General features: G+C 72.0%; 9 protein-coding genes. 5 read left to right on the plus strand and 4 right to left on the minus strand.

Features of this window, described 5'->3' with window-relative positions; all coding sequences use genetic code 11:
- Positions 1 to 7: 7 nt before the first annotated feature.
- Positions 8 to 2,392: a glycoside hydrolase family 3 N-terminal domain-containing protein gene (locus ACIG87_RS07765; protein ID WP_396849153.1), complete on the minus strand. Its 2,385-nt coding sequence runs from the start codon at positions 2,390 to 2,392 to the stop codon at positions 8 to 10.
- A gap of 283 nt (positions 2,393 to 2,675) precedes the next feature.
- Between ACIG87_RS07765 and ACIG87_RS07770 the strand changes: the two genes are divergently transcribed.
- From ACIG87_RS07770 to ACIG87_RS07790, 5 genes are all read left to right on the plus strand, one after another.
- On the plus strand, positions 2,676 to 3,716 hold the full coding sequence (locus ACIG87_RS07770) for a LacI family DNA-binding transcriptional regulator (RefSeq protein WP_396849155.1): 1,041 nt from the start codon (positions 2,676 to 2,678) through the stop codon (positions 3,714 to 3,716).
- Positions 3,717 to 3,731: 15 nt separating this feature from the next.
- Complete coding sequence (locus ACIG87_RS07775) at positions 3,732 to 4,730, plus strand: acetylxylan esterase (protein WP_396849157.1); 999 nt, start codon at positions 3,732 to 3,734, stop codon at positions 4,728 to 4,730.
- A gap of 593 nt (positions 4,731 to 5,323) precedes the next feature.
- Positions 5,324 to 6,421 carry a cellulose binding domain-containing protein gene (locus ACIG87_RS07780; RefSeq protein WP_396849267.1) on the plus strand — a complete coding sequence of 366 codons (1,098 nt, stop codon included), beginning with the start codon at positions 5,324 to 5,326 and terminating at the stop codon, positions 6,419 to 6,421.
- Positions 6,422 to 6,508: 87 nt separating this feature from the next.
- Positions 6,509 to 8,554, plus strand: a complete 2,046-nt coding sequence (locus ACIG87_RS07785; RefSeq protein ID WP_396849159.1) for a family 43 glycosylhydrolase — start codon at positions 6,509 to 6,511, stop codon at positions 8,552 to 8,554.
- Positions 8,555 to 8,640: 86 nt separating this feature from the next.
- Positions 8,641 to 10,194: a family 43 glycosylhydrolase gene (locus ACIG87_RS07790; protein ID WP_396849161.1), complete on the plus strand. Its 1,554-nt coding sequence runs from the start codon at positions 8,641 to 8,643 to the stop codon at positions 10,192 to 10,194.
- Positions 10,195 to 10,290: 96 nt separating this feature from the next.
- On the opposite strand, the gene ACIG87_RS07795 is transcribed toward ACIG87_RS07790, so the two are convergent.
- The 3 genes from ACIG87_RS07795 to ACIG87_RS07805 all read right to left on the minus strand — a co-directional run bounded on the left by ACIG87_RS07795 (position 10,291) and on the right by ACIG87_RS07805 (position 16,359).
- Positions 10,291 to 11,376 (minus strand): branched-chain amino acid aminotransferase, encoded by a 1,086-nt coding sequence (locus ACIG87_RS07795; RefSeq protein ID WP_396849163.1) that lies wholly within the window; start codon positions 11,374 to 11,376, stop codon positions 10,291 to 10,293.
- Complete coding sequence (locus ACIG87_RS07800) at positions 11,373 to 11,678, minus strand: hypothetical protein (RefSeq protein ID WP_396849165.1); 306 nt, start codon at positions 11,676 to 11,678, stop codon at positions 11,373 to 11,375. Before ACIG87_RS07800 ends, ACIG87_RS07795 begins: the two co-directional genes overlap by 4 nt.
- 145 nt (positions 11,679 to 11,823) lie before the next feature.
- On the minus strand, positions 11,824 to 16,359 hold the full coding sequence (locus ACIG87_RS07805) for a family 43 glycosylhydrolase (protein WP_396849167.1): 4,536 nt from the start codon (positions 16,357 to 16,359) through the stop codon (positions 11,824 to 11,826).
- Positions 16,360 to 16,405: the final 46 nt, after the last annotated feature.

Below are 16,405 nucleotides of genomic sequence, written 5' to 3' on the forward strand. Positions count from 1 at the left end.
GGGCCTCCTATCCGGCCTGCGGGCCGGTCGCGGCGGGCTCGACCCGCGCCGACGTGAGCAGGTGCCGTCGGGCGCCGACCTGCCGCTCGACGCCGGTCAGCCGCAGCGGCAGGGCCGCCACCAGGTCGCCGCTGGACCGGCCGAACCGCAGTTCGACGTCGCCGGGCTCGACGATCCGCCGGCCGTCGCGCCCGGTGAACGACGCGACGTCGGCCGGCACCGTGAAGGTGACGTGCGCCGCCGCGTCGGGCGCCAACGGCACCCGGGCGTAGCCGACCAGCCGGACCACGGGTCTGGTGGTCTGCGCGACCGGGTCGTGCAGGTACAGCTGGACCACCTCGGTGCCGGCCCGACGCCCGGTGTTGCGCACGGTGATCCGTACCGTCGCTTCGCCGTCGACCGGCCAGGCCGACGGCGCGGCGGACGCGGCGGAGCCCGACGCCACCGGGTCGGACCACTCGAAGGTGGTGTAGCTCAGCCCGTGGCCGAACGGGTACGCCGGGGTGGGGTCGATCGAGGACACCTCGGAGCGCCGGCCCAGCGGCGGCGTCAGGTAGGTGCCCGGCAGACCACCGGCGTCGCGGGGCACGCTGACCGGCAGCCGCCCGGACGGGTTCACCACGCCGGTGAGCACCTCGGCGAGCGCCTGCCCGCCGCGCTGGCCGAGGAAGAACGCCTGGACGACGGCGGCGGCGCTGTCGTACTCCGCGCCGAGGGCGTAGGGCCGGCCCGTCATCAGCACCAGGACCACCGGCGTGCCGGTGCCGAGCACGGCCCGGACCAGCTCGGCCTGGACCCCGGGCAGCCGCAGGTCGGGTGCGTCGCAGCCCTCGCCGGAGGTGCCCCGGCCGAACATGCCCGCGCGGTCGCCCACGGCGAGCACGCAGACGTCGGCCCGCTCGGCCGCGGCGACCGCCGCCGGGATGCCCGAGGTGTCGTCGCCGGTGATGGCACAACCCGGCTCGTGCGCGAGCCCCGGGACCTGCCGGGCGAGTTCGTCGCGCAACGAGGGCAGGTCCAGGCCGAGCCCGTGCTCGGGGTGCCGGACGCCCACGTGGTTGGGGAAGGAGTAGCAGCCGAGCAGGGCCATCGGGTCGTCGGCGACCGGACCGACCAGGGCGACCCGCACGTCGGTGGCCAGCGGCAGCACGCCGTCGTTGCGCAGCAGCACCACGGACTCCCGGGCCAGCCGTACGGCGACGTCCTGGCTGGTCTCGTCGTCCAGCCGCAGGTTCGCCACGTCGTCGGGCAGCTCCTGCCAGTCCTCGTCGAGCAGTCCGAGTTCGATCTTCTGGATCAGCACCCGGCGCAGTGCGCGGTCGACCAGCGCCTCGTCGATCTCGCCGGCCCGGACCGCCGCCACCAGCGGGTCGCCGAAGGTGTCCACGGTGGGCAGCTCCACGTCGATGCCGGCGCGCAGGGCGAGCCGCGCGGCGTCGGCGGCGTCGCCGGCCACCCCGTGCAGGGTCTGCAGGAAGCGCACCGCGAAGTAGTCCGCGACGACCGTGCCGGTGAAGCCCCACTCGTCACGCAGCAGCCCGGTCAGCAGCCCCTCGTCGGCGGCGGCGGGCAATCCGTCGATCTCGGCGTACGAGTGCATCACCGAGCGGGCGCCACCGAGGCGCAGGGCCATCTCGAACGGCGGCAGGATGACGTCGGCCAACTCCCGGCGACCCATCGAGACCGGGGCGAGGTTACGGCCGCCCCGGGAGACGGAGTAGCCGGCGAAGTGCTTGAGGGTGGCGACGACGCCGGCCCGTTCCAGGCCCCGCACGTACGCCGCGCCGGTCGTCCCGACCAGGTAGGGGTCCTCGCCGATGGTCTCCTCGGTACGCCCCCAGCGGTAGTCCCGGGTGACGTCGAGCACCGGGGCCAGTCCCTGGTGGACCCCGGCGGCCCGCATCGACCGGCCGATCCGGCCGGCCATCTCCTCGACCAGTGCGGGGTCGAAGGAGGCGCCCCAGCCCAGCGGGGTCGGGTAGACCGTGGCCCGCCAGGCGGCGAAGCCGGTGAGACACTCCTCGTGCACCTGGGCCGGGATACCGAACCGGCTCGCGGCGGCGATCTGCGCCTGGGAGGCGGCCAGCGAGCGGGCTCCGAGGACGGGATCGACCGGCGCGGTGCCGAACGGTCGGGTCAGCTGGCCGAGCCCGTGCCGGATGATGGTGCTCCACGGCAGGTCCCCGTCGATCATGTCGGACTGGTGCGGGGCGACCCCCTCGCCGGACGCTTCCGCGCCGACCCAGACCCCGACGAGCTGGGCGATCTTCTCCTCCAGCGACATGAGCGGGACCAGCGCGTCGGCCCGCTCCGCCGGTGAGCGTCGGGGGTCTCGCCAGGGCCGGGTGTCGCGGGGTGCCGGGCCGTCGTCGACGGGCACCTGACTTCTCATGCCACACCCCTCACCTTCGACCGCTCCCCACCCGCGCCGCGCGGTCGCGCGGCACGGTCCACCGGTGCGCGGCTCGAAAATTTCGTAAACAGCGCGTTACCTTTTTCGGCAACCTAGGGGCCCCAACGGGACGTGTCAAGGGGCCCAAATGGGATATGTGGCAACGCTCTTCCCGCAATGGACATTCACCCCTGTCTAAATCTTGCATCGACGATGGTCTCGACTTTCGGGACGAACATGCTAGAGTCCTCCGAAACTTTCGGAAGTGCTTGGTGAGGCTTCGATGACCGCGTCCCGCCCGCGCACCCCACCTGCCTCGGCCACCATCGCCACCATCGCCGAAGAGGTCGGCGTCTCCGTGGCGACCGTCTCGAAGGTCCTCAACGGACGTGCGGACGTCGCCGCCGAGACCCGGGCGCGGGTCGAGGAGAGCTTCGAACGGCACCGGTACCGCCGCCGCATCCGGCGACGGGCTCCCGGGACCGACCAGATCGATCTGGTCTTCCACGAGTTCAACTCGGGATGGGCGATGGAGATCATGAGCGGGGTGGAGGCGGTGGCCTCCGCCGCCGGGCTCGGCATCGCCATCTCCCAACTCGACGGGGCACACCGTCCCGCACCTCGCCGGCTGGACGCCCTGATCGCCCGGCGGCCCCTCGGCCTGCTCTTCGTGCTCTGCCACCCGACCCCACCGCAGCAGCTCCTGCTGGCCGAGCACCACATCCCGTTCGTGGTCCTCGACACCGACAGCGCGACCTCGGCCTCGGTGCCGACCGTCGGTTCGAACAACTGGAACGGCGGACTGCTGGCCACCCGGCACCTGATGGAGCTGGGGCACCAACGGATCGCCGTCATCTCAGGGCCGCGCGACGTGCTGTGCAGCCAGGCCCGTGCCGCCGGCTTCCGCTCCGCCCACGACGAGGTCGGGCTGACCGTGGACGCCGACCTGGTGCGCTACGGCAGCTTCTACGTCGACGGCGGGCACACCCACGGCCTGGAACTGCTGACCGGGCCCGACCGACCCACCGCGATCTTCGCCGGCTCGGACCTGCAGGCCATCGGCGTGCTCCGGGCCGCCCGGCAGCTCGGCCTGCGGGTACCCGACGATCTCTCGGTGATCGGGTACGACGACCTGCCGGTCGCCGGCTGGACCGACCCGCCGCTCACCACCGTGCACCAACCGCTGCGCGACATGGCCGGCACCGCCACCCAGATGCTGCTGGAGCTGGCCCGGGGCGGTGACGTGTCCACCAGCCGGATCGACCTGGTGACCGAGCTGGTCGTCCGGGAGAGCACCGCCCCGCCCACCACCACCCACCACTGACCCGGCGAGGAATCCATGACCCCCAGCGAGGAACTGCTGCGGTACGCGCCGACCGTCGTCGAACCGGTCGACTTCGACGCGTTCTGGCGCGACACCCTCGACGACGCCGCCCGCCGTCCGGTGCTCGTCGACGTCCGCCCGCACCGGACCGACCTGCGCCTGGTCGACACCTGGGACGTCACCTTCGCCGGCTTCGGCGGTGACCCGGTGCGGGCCTGGTACACCCGCCCGGCGGGGGTCGACGCCCCGCTGCCCACGGTGGTCGAGTACGCCGGCTACGGGCGCGGCCGGGGCCTGCCACACGAGCGGCTGACCTGGCCGGTGGCCGGGTACGCGCACCTGCTGATGGACAACCGGGGCCAGTCCGGGCTGCACGGCGCGGGTGACACCCCGGACCCGCACGGGGCACCCGGCGGCCCGTGGCCCGCCACCTGGGGCATCCTCGCCCCGCAGGACTACCACTACCGCCGGCTGATCACCGACGCGGTGCGGGCGGTCGAGGCCGTCCGCGCGCTGCCCGGGGTGGACGCCGCCCGGGTCGTCGCGGCCGGCAACAGCCAGGGAGGCGGGCTCGCCCTGGCGGTCGCCGGCCTGGTCGGTGACCTCGCGGCACTGCTGACCACCGCGCCGTTCCTCTGTGACGTCCAGCGCGGGATCGAACTGACCGACGCCTCCCCGTACGGCGAGATCGCCCGGTACCTGGCGGTGCACCGGCAGGTCGAGGAGGCCGTCCGGCACACCCTGTCCTATGTCGACGGGGTGACCTTCGCCCGGCGGGCCGTCGCGCCCGCCCACTTCGGCATCGGCCTGCGCGACAACGTCTGCCCACCCCGCACCGGCTTCGCGGCCTACAACCAGTACGGCGTCGCGAACGGCCGGGCCGACGCGCCCGCCCGGGAACTGCACACCTATCCGTTCAACGGTCACGAGGGCGGCGAAGCGTGGCACGTCGAGCGGCAGCTGCGCTGGCTCGACGCGCTGCTCGGGCCCACCGCGCCCACACGGGGGTCGTGACCGGAGGCGGCGGCCGGCTCCGCCTCCCGTGACGTTCTCCGGTGCCCGACACCACGGGTCACCCACCCGGCAGCTCACCGGGACATCGTCGTGCACCGATGTTGCCCATGTTAGCGATAACACGATATGGTGCATCCGGCGGGAGCGCAGGGCACGCTCCGGCCGCGGGTCACCGATTCGTCCATCTCGGAATCGGTGGCCATCGGCACACACGGCGTCCACGACCGGTGACGAGTTCCGGGTTCCCGGTCGTTCCGCGCGGCGCACTTCCGCCCATCACCTCGTGGGAACCCGCCGGGACGCTGTTGTCGGGTCGGCCCCGCCAGCGACCTGATGACCGCCGGCACGTGCCGATGCACCCTCCTTCGTCCACGAGCCGGACGAGACGGCGACTTCCCGGGACGGTCGCCGTGCTGCACCGTCCGCACCGCGCGCCACCACAGGGAGTTTCCATGAGCAGCACGAGCTGCCCGAATGCCGGGCCGCCCCCGTCCGACCGCCTCCGCCACCCCACCGCCGGCCACACCACCATCGACCGGTCCCCCACCGGCCCGCGGGTGACCACCATGCGACGGGGCCTGCGCCTGTTGGGCATGGCCACCGCCGCCCTCGTCGCCATGGTCGCCGCCGGATCGGTGGTGACCACCCCCGCGAACGCCGAGTCCAACGGCGGGGTACGGGTGATGCCCCTCGGCGACTCGATCACCGACGGGTACAACGTCCCGGGTGGCTACCGGATCGAGCTGTGGCAACGGATGGTCGCCGACGGCTACCGGGTCGATTTCGTCGGCTCGATGTTCAACGGCCCGTCCAATCTGGGCGACCACGACCACGAGGGTCACTCCGGGTGGACCATCGCCCAGGTCGACGCCAACGTGGTGAACTGGCTGCGGGCGACGACTCCCCGCACGGTGCTGCTGCACATCGGCACCAACGACATGTACAACGCCTCCGGCGCCCCGGCCCGGCTCTCCACCCTGATCGACAAGATCACCAGCACCGCGCCGAACGCCGACGTCTTCGTCGCCACCATCATCCCGCGCTCCGGCACCGAGTCGGCGGTGCGCACGTACAACGCGGCGATCCCCGGGATCGTGCAGAGCAAGGTCACCGCCGGCAAGCGGGTGCACCTGGTGGACATGAGCGCGGTGACCATGTCCGACCTGGCCGACGGCATCCACCCGAACGCCACCGGCTACCGCAAGATGGCCACCACCTGGTACGACGCCCTGCGGGCGGTGCCCGGCAGCCTCGGTGGCAACACGCCGACCACGCCGCCGACGACCGCCCCGCCCACCACTGCCCCGCCGACCACGCCGCCGCCCACCACGCCGCCGCCGACCACCCCACCCCCCACCACGCCGCCGCCCTCGGCGGGCTGCCGGGTCACGTACACGGTCAACGCCTGGGGCAACGGTCTCACCGCCGCCATCAGCGTCACCAACACCAGCACGACGACGGTCAACGGCTGGGCGCTGGCGTTCACCCTCCCCGGCGGGCAGACCATCACCAGCGGGTGGAACGCCACCTACGCCCCGCTGACCGGAGCGGTCACCGCCCGCAACGTCTCCTACAACGGCACGATCGCGCCGAACTCCTCGGCCGACATCGGTTTCCAGGCCGAGCACACCGGCAACGCCGGCCGACCGGCCTCGTTCACGCTCAACGGCACCGCCTGCACGGTCGCCTGACCGTCCGTTCGGCACCGGTGGCCCCCGCCACCGGTGCCGAACGCACCCTCGACCACCGGCTCCCACCACCCCCAGTAGGAGTACCGAATGCCACTCACCAGAAAGCTGCCGGCGCGGCTGTTCCTGGCCACCGGTCTGATCGCCGCCGGAACGGCGGTCGCCCTACCGGCCGAGGCCGCCGCGTCCGGCTGCGCGGTCGACTACAGCGTCTCGTCGGAGTGGGGTGGCGGCTTCGGCGCGAACGTCACCGTCACCAACCTGGGCGACCCGATCGACGGATGGACCCTGACCTGGTCGTACGGGGCCGGGCAGCAGATCACCCAGGCGTGGAACGCCACCGTCACCCAGTCCGGCGCCCAGGTGACCGCCCGCAACGTCAGCTACAACAGCGCCATCGCCACCAACGCCACCGTGTCGTTCGGCTTCAACGGCTCGTGGACCGGCAGCAACCCGAAGCCGACGAGTTTCACCCTCAACGGCACCGCCTGCACCGGTGGCACGACCACCCCGCCACCCACCACCGCCCCGCCGACCACGCCGCCACCGACCACGGCCCCGCCCACGACGCCACCACCCACCACGCCGCCACCCACGACGCCCCCGCCCACCACGCCGCCGAGCCAGTGGCCGCCCTCGTCCACCTTCAGCAACCCGGTGATCTGGCAGGACTTCGCGGACATCGACATCCTCCGGGTCGACGACACCTACTACTACTCGGCGTCGACCATGCACTACTCCCCCGGCGCCCCGGTGCTGCGCTCCTACGACCTGGTCAACTGGGAGTTCGCCGGACACTCGGTGCCCAAGCTGGACTTCGGCCAGAAGTACGACATGACCGCGGGACGCGGGTACGTCCGGGGCATCTGGGCGTCGTTCCTGGGCTACCGCAAGAGCAACAAGACGTTCTACTGGGGCGGTTGCATCGACTTCGACAAGACCTACATCTACACCGCGCCCTCGGCCGAGGGCCCCTGGACCCGGCACACCACCCTCAACAGCTGCTACTACGACGCGGGCCTGCTGGTCGACGACGACGACACCATGTACGTCGCCTACGGCAACACGAACATCAGCGTCGCCCAACTCTCCGCCGACGGGAAGACCCAGGTGCGGACGCAGCAGGTGTTCACCACGCCGTCGAGCGTGGGCACCCTGGAGGGGGCCCGGTTCTACAAGCGCAACGGCAGTTACTACATCTTCCTCACCCGGCCGGCCAACGGGCAGTACATCCTGAAGGCGTCGAGCCCCTTCGGGCCGTACACCATGCAACAGGTGCTGCTCAACCTGCCCGGACCCATCTCCGGCGGCGGCGTGCCGCACCAGGGCGGTCTGGTGCAGACGCAGAACGGGGACTGGTACTACATGGGGTTCCAGGACGCCTACCCCGGCGGCCGGGTGCCGGTGCTCGCCCCGGTCACCTGGAACTCCAGCGGCTGGCCGGTGATCCAGCTGGTCAACAACGCCTGGGGCGGCTCCTACCCGTACCCGAACGTGCCGCGCCCACCGCGGACCGTCAAACCGATGACCGGCAACGACACCTTCGCCGGCACCACCCTCGGCCCGCAGTACGAATGGAACCACAACCCGGACAACACGAAGTGGTCGGTCAACAACGGCCTGCGGCTACAGACCGCCACCGTGACCAACGACCTGTACAACGCCCGCAACACCCTGACCCACCGCATCCAGGGGCCCCGGTCGACGGCGACCATCGAACTCGACTACTCCGCCATGCGCGACGGTGACCGCTCCGGCCTGGCGATGCTGCGGGACCAGTCGGCCTGGATCGGCGTACGACGCGACAACGGCGCGACCAGGGTCGCCGTGGTCAACAACCTGACCATGGACAGCAACTGGAACACCACCAGCACCGGCACCGAGGTCGCCGGGGCCGGCATCTCCGGAGGCCGGATCTGGCTGCGGATCAACGCCGACATCAGTCCCGGCAGCGGTCGGCAGGCACGCTTCTCCTACAGCACCGACGGGGTCAACTTCACCTCGCTCGGGCCCGCCTTCACCCTCAACAACGCCTGGCAGTTCTTCATGGGCTACCGGTTCGCCATGTTCAACTACGCCACCAGCTCGCTCGGTGGCGCGGTGACCGTCCGGCAGTTCGACCTCGCCAAGTCGTAGCCCCCGTCCCCGGCCCGCCGTCCGTCCACCCCTTCGGGGACGGACGGCGGGCCGCGTCCACCCACCCCCGACCAAGGAGCCCCACCGTGCCCGCCTCACACACCCGATGGTCGGCGATCCCGCCGTACCCGTCCCCACCCACCGGCACCGCATCCCACGCCGACCCGACGGCCGACGCCACCGACCCGCCCCCGGCCGGGCGGCACGCCGGCCGGGGACGGACGGCGGCGCTGCTCGTCCTGGCGATGCTGGCCACCATGCTGGTCGCCGCGACCCCGGCCGGGGCGACCCCGGCCGTACGGGCCACCAATCCGCTGGTCGCCCAGCGCGCCGATCCGCACATCTTCCGGCACACCGACGGCTACTACTACCTCACCGCCACGGTCCCCGAGTACGACCGGATCGTGCTGCGCCGGGCCACCACCCTCCAGGGCCTGTCCAGCGCCCCGGAAACCGTCATCTGGCGGCGGCACACCAGCGGGATCATGGGCGCGCACATCTGGGCCCCCGAGATCCACTTCATCGACGGCCGCTGGTACGTCTACTTCGCCGCCGGCGCCACCGACAACGTCTGGGCGATCCGGATGTACGTCCTGGAGGCCACCGGGGCCAACCCGCTGACCGCGAGTTGGGCGGAGAAGGGGCAGATCCGCACCCCCTGGGAGACCTTCGCCCTCGACGCGTCGACGTTCGTGACCAACGGCGTCCGCTATCTGATCTGGGCCCAGGCCGAACCCGGCATCTCCACCAACTCCAACCTCTACATCGCCCGGATGGCGAACCCCTGGACGCTCAGCGGCACCCCGACCCGGATCGCGGTGCCGACCCTGGAGTGGGAGATGCGCGGTGGGGTGAAGGTCAACGAGGGGCCGACCGTGCTGCAACGCAACGGGCGGATCTTCCTCACCTACTCGGCCAGCGCCACCGACGCCAACTACTGCCTCGGCCTGCTGACCGCGTCGGCCGGCAGCGACCTGCTCAACCCGTCGTCCTGGGTCAAGTCACCGCAGCCGGTCTTCACCAGCAACTCCTCGACCGGCCAGTTCGGACCGGGCCACAACTCGTTCACCGTCTCCGAGGACGGTCTCAGCGACATCCTCGTCTACCACGACCGCAACTACCGGGACATCAGCGGTGACCCGTTGCGGGACCCCAACCGGCGGACCCGGATCCAGAAGGTCTACTGGAACGCCGACGGCACCCCGAACTTCGGCATCCCGGTGCCCGACGGGACCACCCCGGTCCGGCTCCGCTCGGACAACCTGCCCGACCGGTTCGTCCGGCACTACGACTACCGGGCCCGGGTGGAGGCGAACGTGACGAACCTCGCCGACTCCCAGTTCCGGATCGTGCCCGGCCTGGCGGGGGGCAGCACGGTCTCCCTGGAGTCCACCAACTACCCCGGCTACTACCTGCGGCACCGCAACTACGAGGTGTGGGTCGAGCGCGACGACGCGTCGTCGACCTACCGCGCCGACGCCAGCTTCGTCCAACGGACGGGCCTGTCGAACTCCGGCGGGGTGTCCTTCGAGGCGGTCAACTTCCCCGGCCAGTACCTGCGGCACAGCGGCGGCCTGCTCTACCTGCGGACCGTCACCGACGCCACCGGCAATGCCGACGCCACCTTCGTGCTGGAATGAGCCGCTGCTCACCGGGCCGGGTCGCGCGCGTCGCGGCCCGGTGAGCCAGCGGACCCGGTGCCGCCCGGACGCCACCTGTAGCGGCGGGGGTGGGCACTACCGCACCCGGCGCATCCAGCCGTGGGGGTCGGCAGCCCGGCCGGACTGGATGTCGAGCAGGCGCTCCCGAAACTGCTGGGTGTACTTGCCCGGTGCCCCGTCGCCGATGGTGAGGGCGAACCCGTCGCTCTTGAGCCCGATGATCGGGGTGATCACCGCCGCCGTGCCGGCCGCGAACGCCTCGGTCATCGACCCGTCGGCGAACCCGGCGCGCATCTCGTCCAGGTCGATCGTCCGCTGCACCGGCGTCAGCCCGTGCGCGGCGGCGAGGGTCAGCACGCTGTCCCGGGTCACCCCGTCGAGGATGGTGCCCAGCCCGGGGGTGAGCAGTTGGTGGTCCCGGGTCACGAAGAAGACGTTCATGGTGCCCGACTCGTCGATGCTGCGCCGCCCCTCGCCGCCCAGGTAGAGGACCTGCTCGCAGCCGTGCCCCAGGGCCTCCCGCTGGGGGGCCAGACTGGCCGCGTAGTTGCCGCCGCACTTGGCCGCGCCGGTGCCACCGATCGACGCGCGGCTGTAGGTGGTGCTGACCCACAGCGTGACGCCGGTGACCCCGTTCGGGAAGTACGGCCCGGCCGGGCAGGCCAGCACGCAGTAGGTGACCTGCTGGGCCGGGCGCACCCCGAGGAACGCCTCCGAGGCGAACATGAACGGGCGCAGGTAGAGGCTCTGCTCACCCCCGTACGGCGGCACCCAGGCCTCGTCGGCGCGGACCAGCGCGGCCACGCTCTCGATGAAGGTCTCCTCGTCCAGCTCGGGCAGGACCATCCGGCGGGCCGACGCGGCGAACCGACGCGCGTTGAGCTCCGGGCGGAACAGCCAGATGCTGCCGTCGGCGTGCCGGAACGCCTTGAGCCCCTCGAGGATCTCCTGCGCGTAGTGCAGGACCGCCGCGCCGGGGTGCATGGTGAACGGCTCCAGCGCGCCCACCCGGTGGTCGTGCCACCCGGCGTCCGGCGACCAGACGGCGGTCGCCATGTGGTCGGTGAAGTACCGGCCGAAGCCGGGATCGGCGAGGATCTCCGCCCGGGTCTGCGGCGGGGTCGGGTGGTCGGTGGGGCTCAACGGGAACTGCGCGGTCATCCGGGCTCTCCTCGCGACGGGGTATCGGTGCACACGACGACGCAGTTCCGCCCGCCGAAGCCGAAGGCGTTGGTGGGCGTCGCCCGCGCCGGCATCTCACCGGCCGGCAGGCTGGTCAGGGAGGAGGGCACGAAGTGCGCGCCGGGCGCGGCCGGACTGGGAGCCGGCAGCCCGCGTACGGTGGCCCCGACGGTGTCGGGAACGGGCGGCGTGGCAGCACCGATGCCGGTGATGACGACGTCGCCCCCGAGCATCCTGCCGTCGCCCCCCAGCATCCCGCCATGGCTCTGCTCTCCCGCCACAGAACCACCAACAGAACACTATCAGTCACCTTCGGTGCCCGGCATTCGTCCAGGTCTCCTCCGGGTCGTCGTCGTACGGGGCGTGGCTCCACATACGGCATCGCCCGACCGGGAGACTTCCGGTCGGGCGATGCGGCGTCCGGTGCTACCTCAGGGCGGGAACCCGCAGGACGGCCACGGCGCTGACGTTGCCGGCCACGTCGACCGCCCGGTAGCGCACCCCGTGCGCCAGGTCGTCGAGCGGCACCGGCCCGGTCCAGGTGGACCACTGGCCACCGTCCAACCGGTACTCGACCCGGGCGACCCCGGAGTCGGCGTCCCGGGCGCTGATCTCCAGCGCGCGGCCGGCCAGCGTCGCCTCGGCGGTCGGCGCGACCCGGTCCACCTGCACCGGCACCGACCAGGGCTCGCTCCAGAACAGGTTGACCCCCTGCGCCCGGTACTCCACTGTGTAGCGTCCGGCCGGCAGGGCGACCGGCTCCCGGTACGGGAACCAGCCTCCCCCGTCGATCTGGTACTCCACCAGCCGGATCAGCGCCCCGTGGTCGAGGGTGAGCGCGGCGTTGGCCCCGTACCAGCCGGCCGCGCCCGGGTCGCTGATCCGCAGCCGGGGCTGCCCGCCCCGGTAGCGCAGCGGCTCGACGCCGGTCAGCGTCGGGGCCACCGGCCGGATCGTGCCGTCGTCGTTGAAGTGGAGGCGGTCGATGGTGGTCTCCCGGTGGGTGCCGTCCCCGCCGGGGATGGCGAACCGGTGGTACGCCACGTACCAGTCATCGGTGCCCGGCACCTGGACGATCGAGTGGTGACCGGTGCCGAGGATGCCCTGGGTCGGGTCCTTGGTGAGGATCTCCCCCTTGCTGGTGAACGGCCCCAGCGGGCTGCTGCCGATGCCGTAGCCGACCCGGTAGTTCTCGCTGCCGGTGTCGTCGACCGACCAGGACAGGTAGTAGACGCCGTTGCGCTTGTGCATGAACAGGCCCTCGCGGAAGTCCGTCAGGCCGGTCAGCCGGACCCGCTTGCCGACGTCGTACGAGGTCATGTCGGCGTTGAGCGGGACCACGTACGGCGTCCCGTTGCCCCAGTACAGGTAGCTCTGCCCGTCGTCGTCGGTGAAGACCGCCGGGTCGATCTGCTGGGCGTTGCCGTAGTCGGCCTTGCTCACCAGCGGCCGGCCGATCGGGTCGACGAACGGCCCGAGCGGTGAGTCGGCCACCGCGACGCCGATGTTCTGCTGCGCCGAGAAGTAGAAATAGTACTTCCCGTTCTTCTCGATCGCGGCCGGCGCCCACGCGTTGGTGTCCGCCCAGGCGATGTCGGGGCCGAGGTCGAGGATGGTGTCGTGGGCGGTCCAGTCGACCAGGTTCCGGCTCGACCAGACGGTGAACGTCGAGCTGCCCCAGCCGGGGAAGCCGTCGGTGGTGCCGTAGATGTAGTAGGTGTCGCCGAACCGGACGATGTTCGGGTCGGCGTGGAAGCCGGGCAGCACCGGGGAGCGCATCGGCACCGCCTTGACGGTCCAGGCGCGGCTTGCGCCGGCGGCGCTGGTGACGGTGATCGTCACCGGTCGGGTGTAGTTGCGCGCCCCGGCGGGCCTGACCGTCGAGGTGGGTGCGACCACGTAACGCGGGGCGAGGGTGGTCAGGTCGGTGCCCGGCCGGACCGGCAGGGTGATGGTGCCGGTGGCGGCGTCCACGATGGCGGGGACCTTGAGGCTGTCCAGTTCGACGGAGACCACGCTGGTGCCGTTGGCACCGAGCGCGGCGACCTCGGCGTCGGTGAGCACCCGGTTGTAGAGGGAGAAGTCGCGCACCCGTCCCTTGAGGTAGCGGTCGCTGGCGTACTGGGAGCGGCCGAGGTAGTTGGCGGTGGTCCGGCCGCCGCCGATGTCGCCGGGCGCGACGGTCAACCCGGTCTTCTCGGCGACGCGGACCCCGTCCAGGTAGAGCCGGGCCGTGCCGGCCCGGTTCAGGGTGTACGTCAGGGTCTTCCACGCCCCCCGGGGCACCGCGCGGCCACCGTTGACGGTCTGCTCGCCGGTCCAGTTGCCCAGGGTGATCGAGGTCCGGTAGTCGTTGCCGGTGGTGAACAGGTAGCCGTTGCCGACGCCGCCGGAGTCGGTGTTGCCCAGCCCCCAGACGAAGTACGGGGTGGCCTGGTCGGCGGCGATGTTCACGTCCATCGACACGGTGATCTCGTCGAGCCCGGCCATGATGTCGTCGGGCAGGTCGACGTGGCCGTTGGTGCCGCCGAGGGTGAGGCTGCCGGCGTCCCAGCGGGCGTCGCCGGCCAGCGTGGCGTGGTGTCCGTTGCCGGAGTCGTCGGTGACCGTGCCGCCGGTGGCCTGGTCGAGCGGGTAGTGGGCGACCACGCCGTCGGCGTTGGCGGACACCGGCGGCGGCGCGTCGTTCAGCGCGTCGAGTTCGGCGCGGGTGACCGGGATGACGGTGCCGTGGCGTGGGCTGGCGGGCAGCCGGTAGGAGGCCGGCACCTTCCAGTTCGGTTTCGCCAGGTCGTCGGTGCCCAGCGGGATGTAGCCCCGGCCGCCGTACTCGTCGACGAAGAGGTAGTACGCCGAGCCGGAGGTGTCCCCGGGGTTGGCCTTGAAGACCGTGGGGCCCTCGACGGCGGAGGTCCCGGCGTCCCGGCCGATGCACGAGTCGAGCATCGTCCACGCCGGCCGGTCGGGCAGGTCGACGGCGGTCAACGAGGAGGACTTCTCCTGGATGATGTCGGAGCAGCCGGTGCCACCGCCGCCCTCGTCCTTGGTGAACCGGTAGTAGGTGTCACCCTCGCGGATCATGGTGGAGTCGATCCGCGACTCGCCCCGGTCCTGCCAGATCGTGGCCGGGCTGAAGGTGACGAAGTCGCGGGTCGTCGCGGCCAGCATCCGGTTGTACGTGTTGCCGGTGTGGTTCGGGTCGTTCTCGGCGTACAGCTTCGAGGCCCAGAACACCAGGTACTCGCCGCGCGTCGCGTCCCAGTACGCCTCCGGCGCCCAGGTGTTGCCGGCGGTGGGCGGGGACACCTCGACGTGCCGCTGCGCCGACCAGTTCACCAGGTCGGTGGACTCCCACACCTCCAGGTAGCGGCTGCCCCGGCGCTGAGCGGCGTCCCAGTCGCCGTTGCGGCCGATCGACAGGTCGGTGGCGATCAGGAAGAACCGGTCCCCCTCCGGGCTGCGGATCAGGAACGGATCACGTAGCCCGAGGGTGCCGTGGGTCGACTCCAGCCTGGGCTGGCCGCCGTTGACCTCGGTCCACTGCAGGGCGTTGTTGCCCCGGCTGGTGGCGAAGTAGATCTTCTCCCCGGCGATCGAGTTGCCGGTAAAGTAGCTGAAGGCGTAGCCGGCGTACGGCGCGGGGGCCGGCAACTGCCGGACGGTCAGCGCGATGGTCCGCTCGGCGGTGGCGGTGCCGACGGTGACCGTGGCGGTCACCGGCACCGTGACGTCGCCGGCACCGGATGCCGGTCGCTTGACCACGCCGTCCGGGGCGACCACCTCCGGCCGGGCGGAGCGCCAGGCGACGGTCGCGCCGTGCAGGCCGGTGCCCGGCAGGGTGAGGTTGCCCCGCACGTCGTCGGCGTTCACCAGGGACAGGGCGGCAGCCGCCGCCTCGGCCCGGGTCCGGTCGGACGCGTCGGGCGGCACGGTGGCGGTGAGGGTCTTCGTGCCCGACGACGTCCCCCGGGTGAGGGTGGCGGTCAGGGTGACGGTGGCCGGGCCGTCGGTGGCGGCGGGGCGGGTCACCACGCCGGTCGGGCTGATCGTGCCCGGGGCGCTGGAGGCCCAGCCGATCGTCGACCCGTACGCGCCGGCGGTGGGCAGGGTGAGCCGGCCGGTGACGGCCGAGAGGTCACCCAGGTCGAGGGCGGCGGTGTCGGCGGCGACCCGGGTGGCGTCGGGCAGCGCGATCGCGGCGACCTCGGCGGCGGCGAGGGCCCGGTCGTAGAGCCGGAAGTTCGCCACCCGTCCCTTGAGGAACCGGTCGGTGGCGTAGCTGGACCGGCCGAGGTGGTTGCTGGTCGTGACGCCGTTGCCGACGGCGCTGGGCAGCACGGTGACGGCGGTGTTCCGGGCCACCTGTGCGCCGTCCTCATAGAGGGTGCCGGTGCTGCCGGTCTGGGTGTAGGTGATCGACTTCCAGACCCCCCGGGTGAGGTTGGCACCCGGGCCGGTGACCTTCTCGCCGGACCAGTTGGTGGTGGTGATGCCGGCCCGGAACGCGTCGCCGCTGACGTACAGGTAGCCGGTGCCGGCGGCGGAGGTGGCCGGGTTGCCCAACCCCCAGAGGAAGTACGGGGTCTGCTGTGCCGGATCGACGAGGACGTCGACCGCGACGGTGACCGACGACCGGCCGGCCAGGATGTTGTTCGGCAGCTTGACGTGGTCGTCGACGCCGTCGAGCAGCAGCCCGTCCCGGCCGGTCCAGGTGCCCCCGCCGACCAGGGTGCCGTCGTTGCCGTGCCCGGAGGTGTCGGTGATCGTGGTGCCGGCGCGCTGGTCGAGGTCGTAGCGGAGCAGCAGCCCGTCGGTGACGTCTGCGGCAGCCGCGTCGGCCGGCGACGTCCCGACCGGGGCCAGCGGGGCGAGGAGGGTGAGCAGCGTCGCGGCGGCGAGCGCCCGGACGCGGCGAGGGACGAGGGTGGTGGCGTGGTGGTCCCGGGGAACTGCTGGGCGCATGGGTGATCCCTCGGCGTCATGTGAGCGTTAACAGGCTGGAATTGTC

This window comes from Micromonospora sp. NPDC051925 (assembly GCF_044548625.1).
In the GTDB taxonomy this organism is placed as follows: Bacteria; Actinomycetota; Actinomycetes; order Mycobacteriales; family Micromonosporaceae; genus Micromonospora.

Bases quoted from the DNA above. Each gene is read 5' to 3' on its own strand.
- ACIG87_RS07765 (WP_396849153.1), bottom strand. From the start codon at position 2,392: ATGAGAAGTCAGGTGCCCGTCGACGACGGCCCGGCACCCCGCGACACC.
- ACIG87_RS07770 (WP_396849155.1), top strand. From the start codon at position 2,676: ATGACCGCGTCCCGCCCGCGCACCCCACCTGCCTCGGCCACCATCGCC.
- ACIG87_RS07795 (WP_396849163.1), bottom strand. From the start codon at position 11,376: ATGACCGCGCAGTTCCCGTTGAGCCCCACCGACCACCCGACCCCGCCG.
- ACIG87_RS07805 (WP_396849167.1), bottom strand. From the start codon at position 16,359: ATGCGCCCAGCAGTTCCCCGGGACCACCACGCCACCACCCTCGTCCCT.
- ACIG87_RS07780 (WP_396849267.1), top strand. From the start codon at position 5,324: ATGGCCACCGCCGCCCTCGTCGCCATGGTCGCCGCCGGATCGGTGGTG.
- ACIG87_RS07785 (WP_396849159.1), top strand. From the start codon at position 6,509: ATGCCACTCACCAGAAAGCTGCCGGCGCGGCTGTTCCTGGCCACCGGT.
- ACIG87_RS07775 (WP_396849157.1), top strand. From the start codon at position 3,732: ATGACCCCCAGCGAGGAACTGCTGCGGTACGCGCCGACCGTCGTCGAA.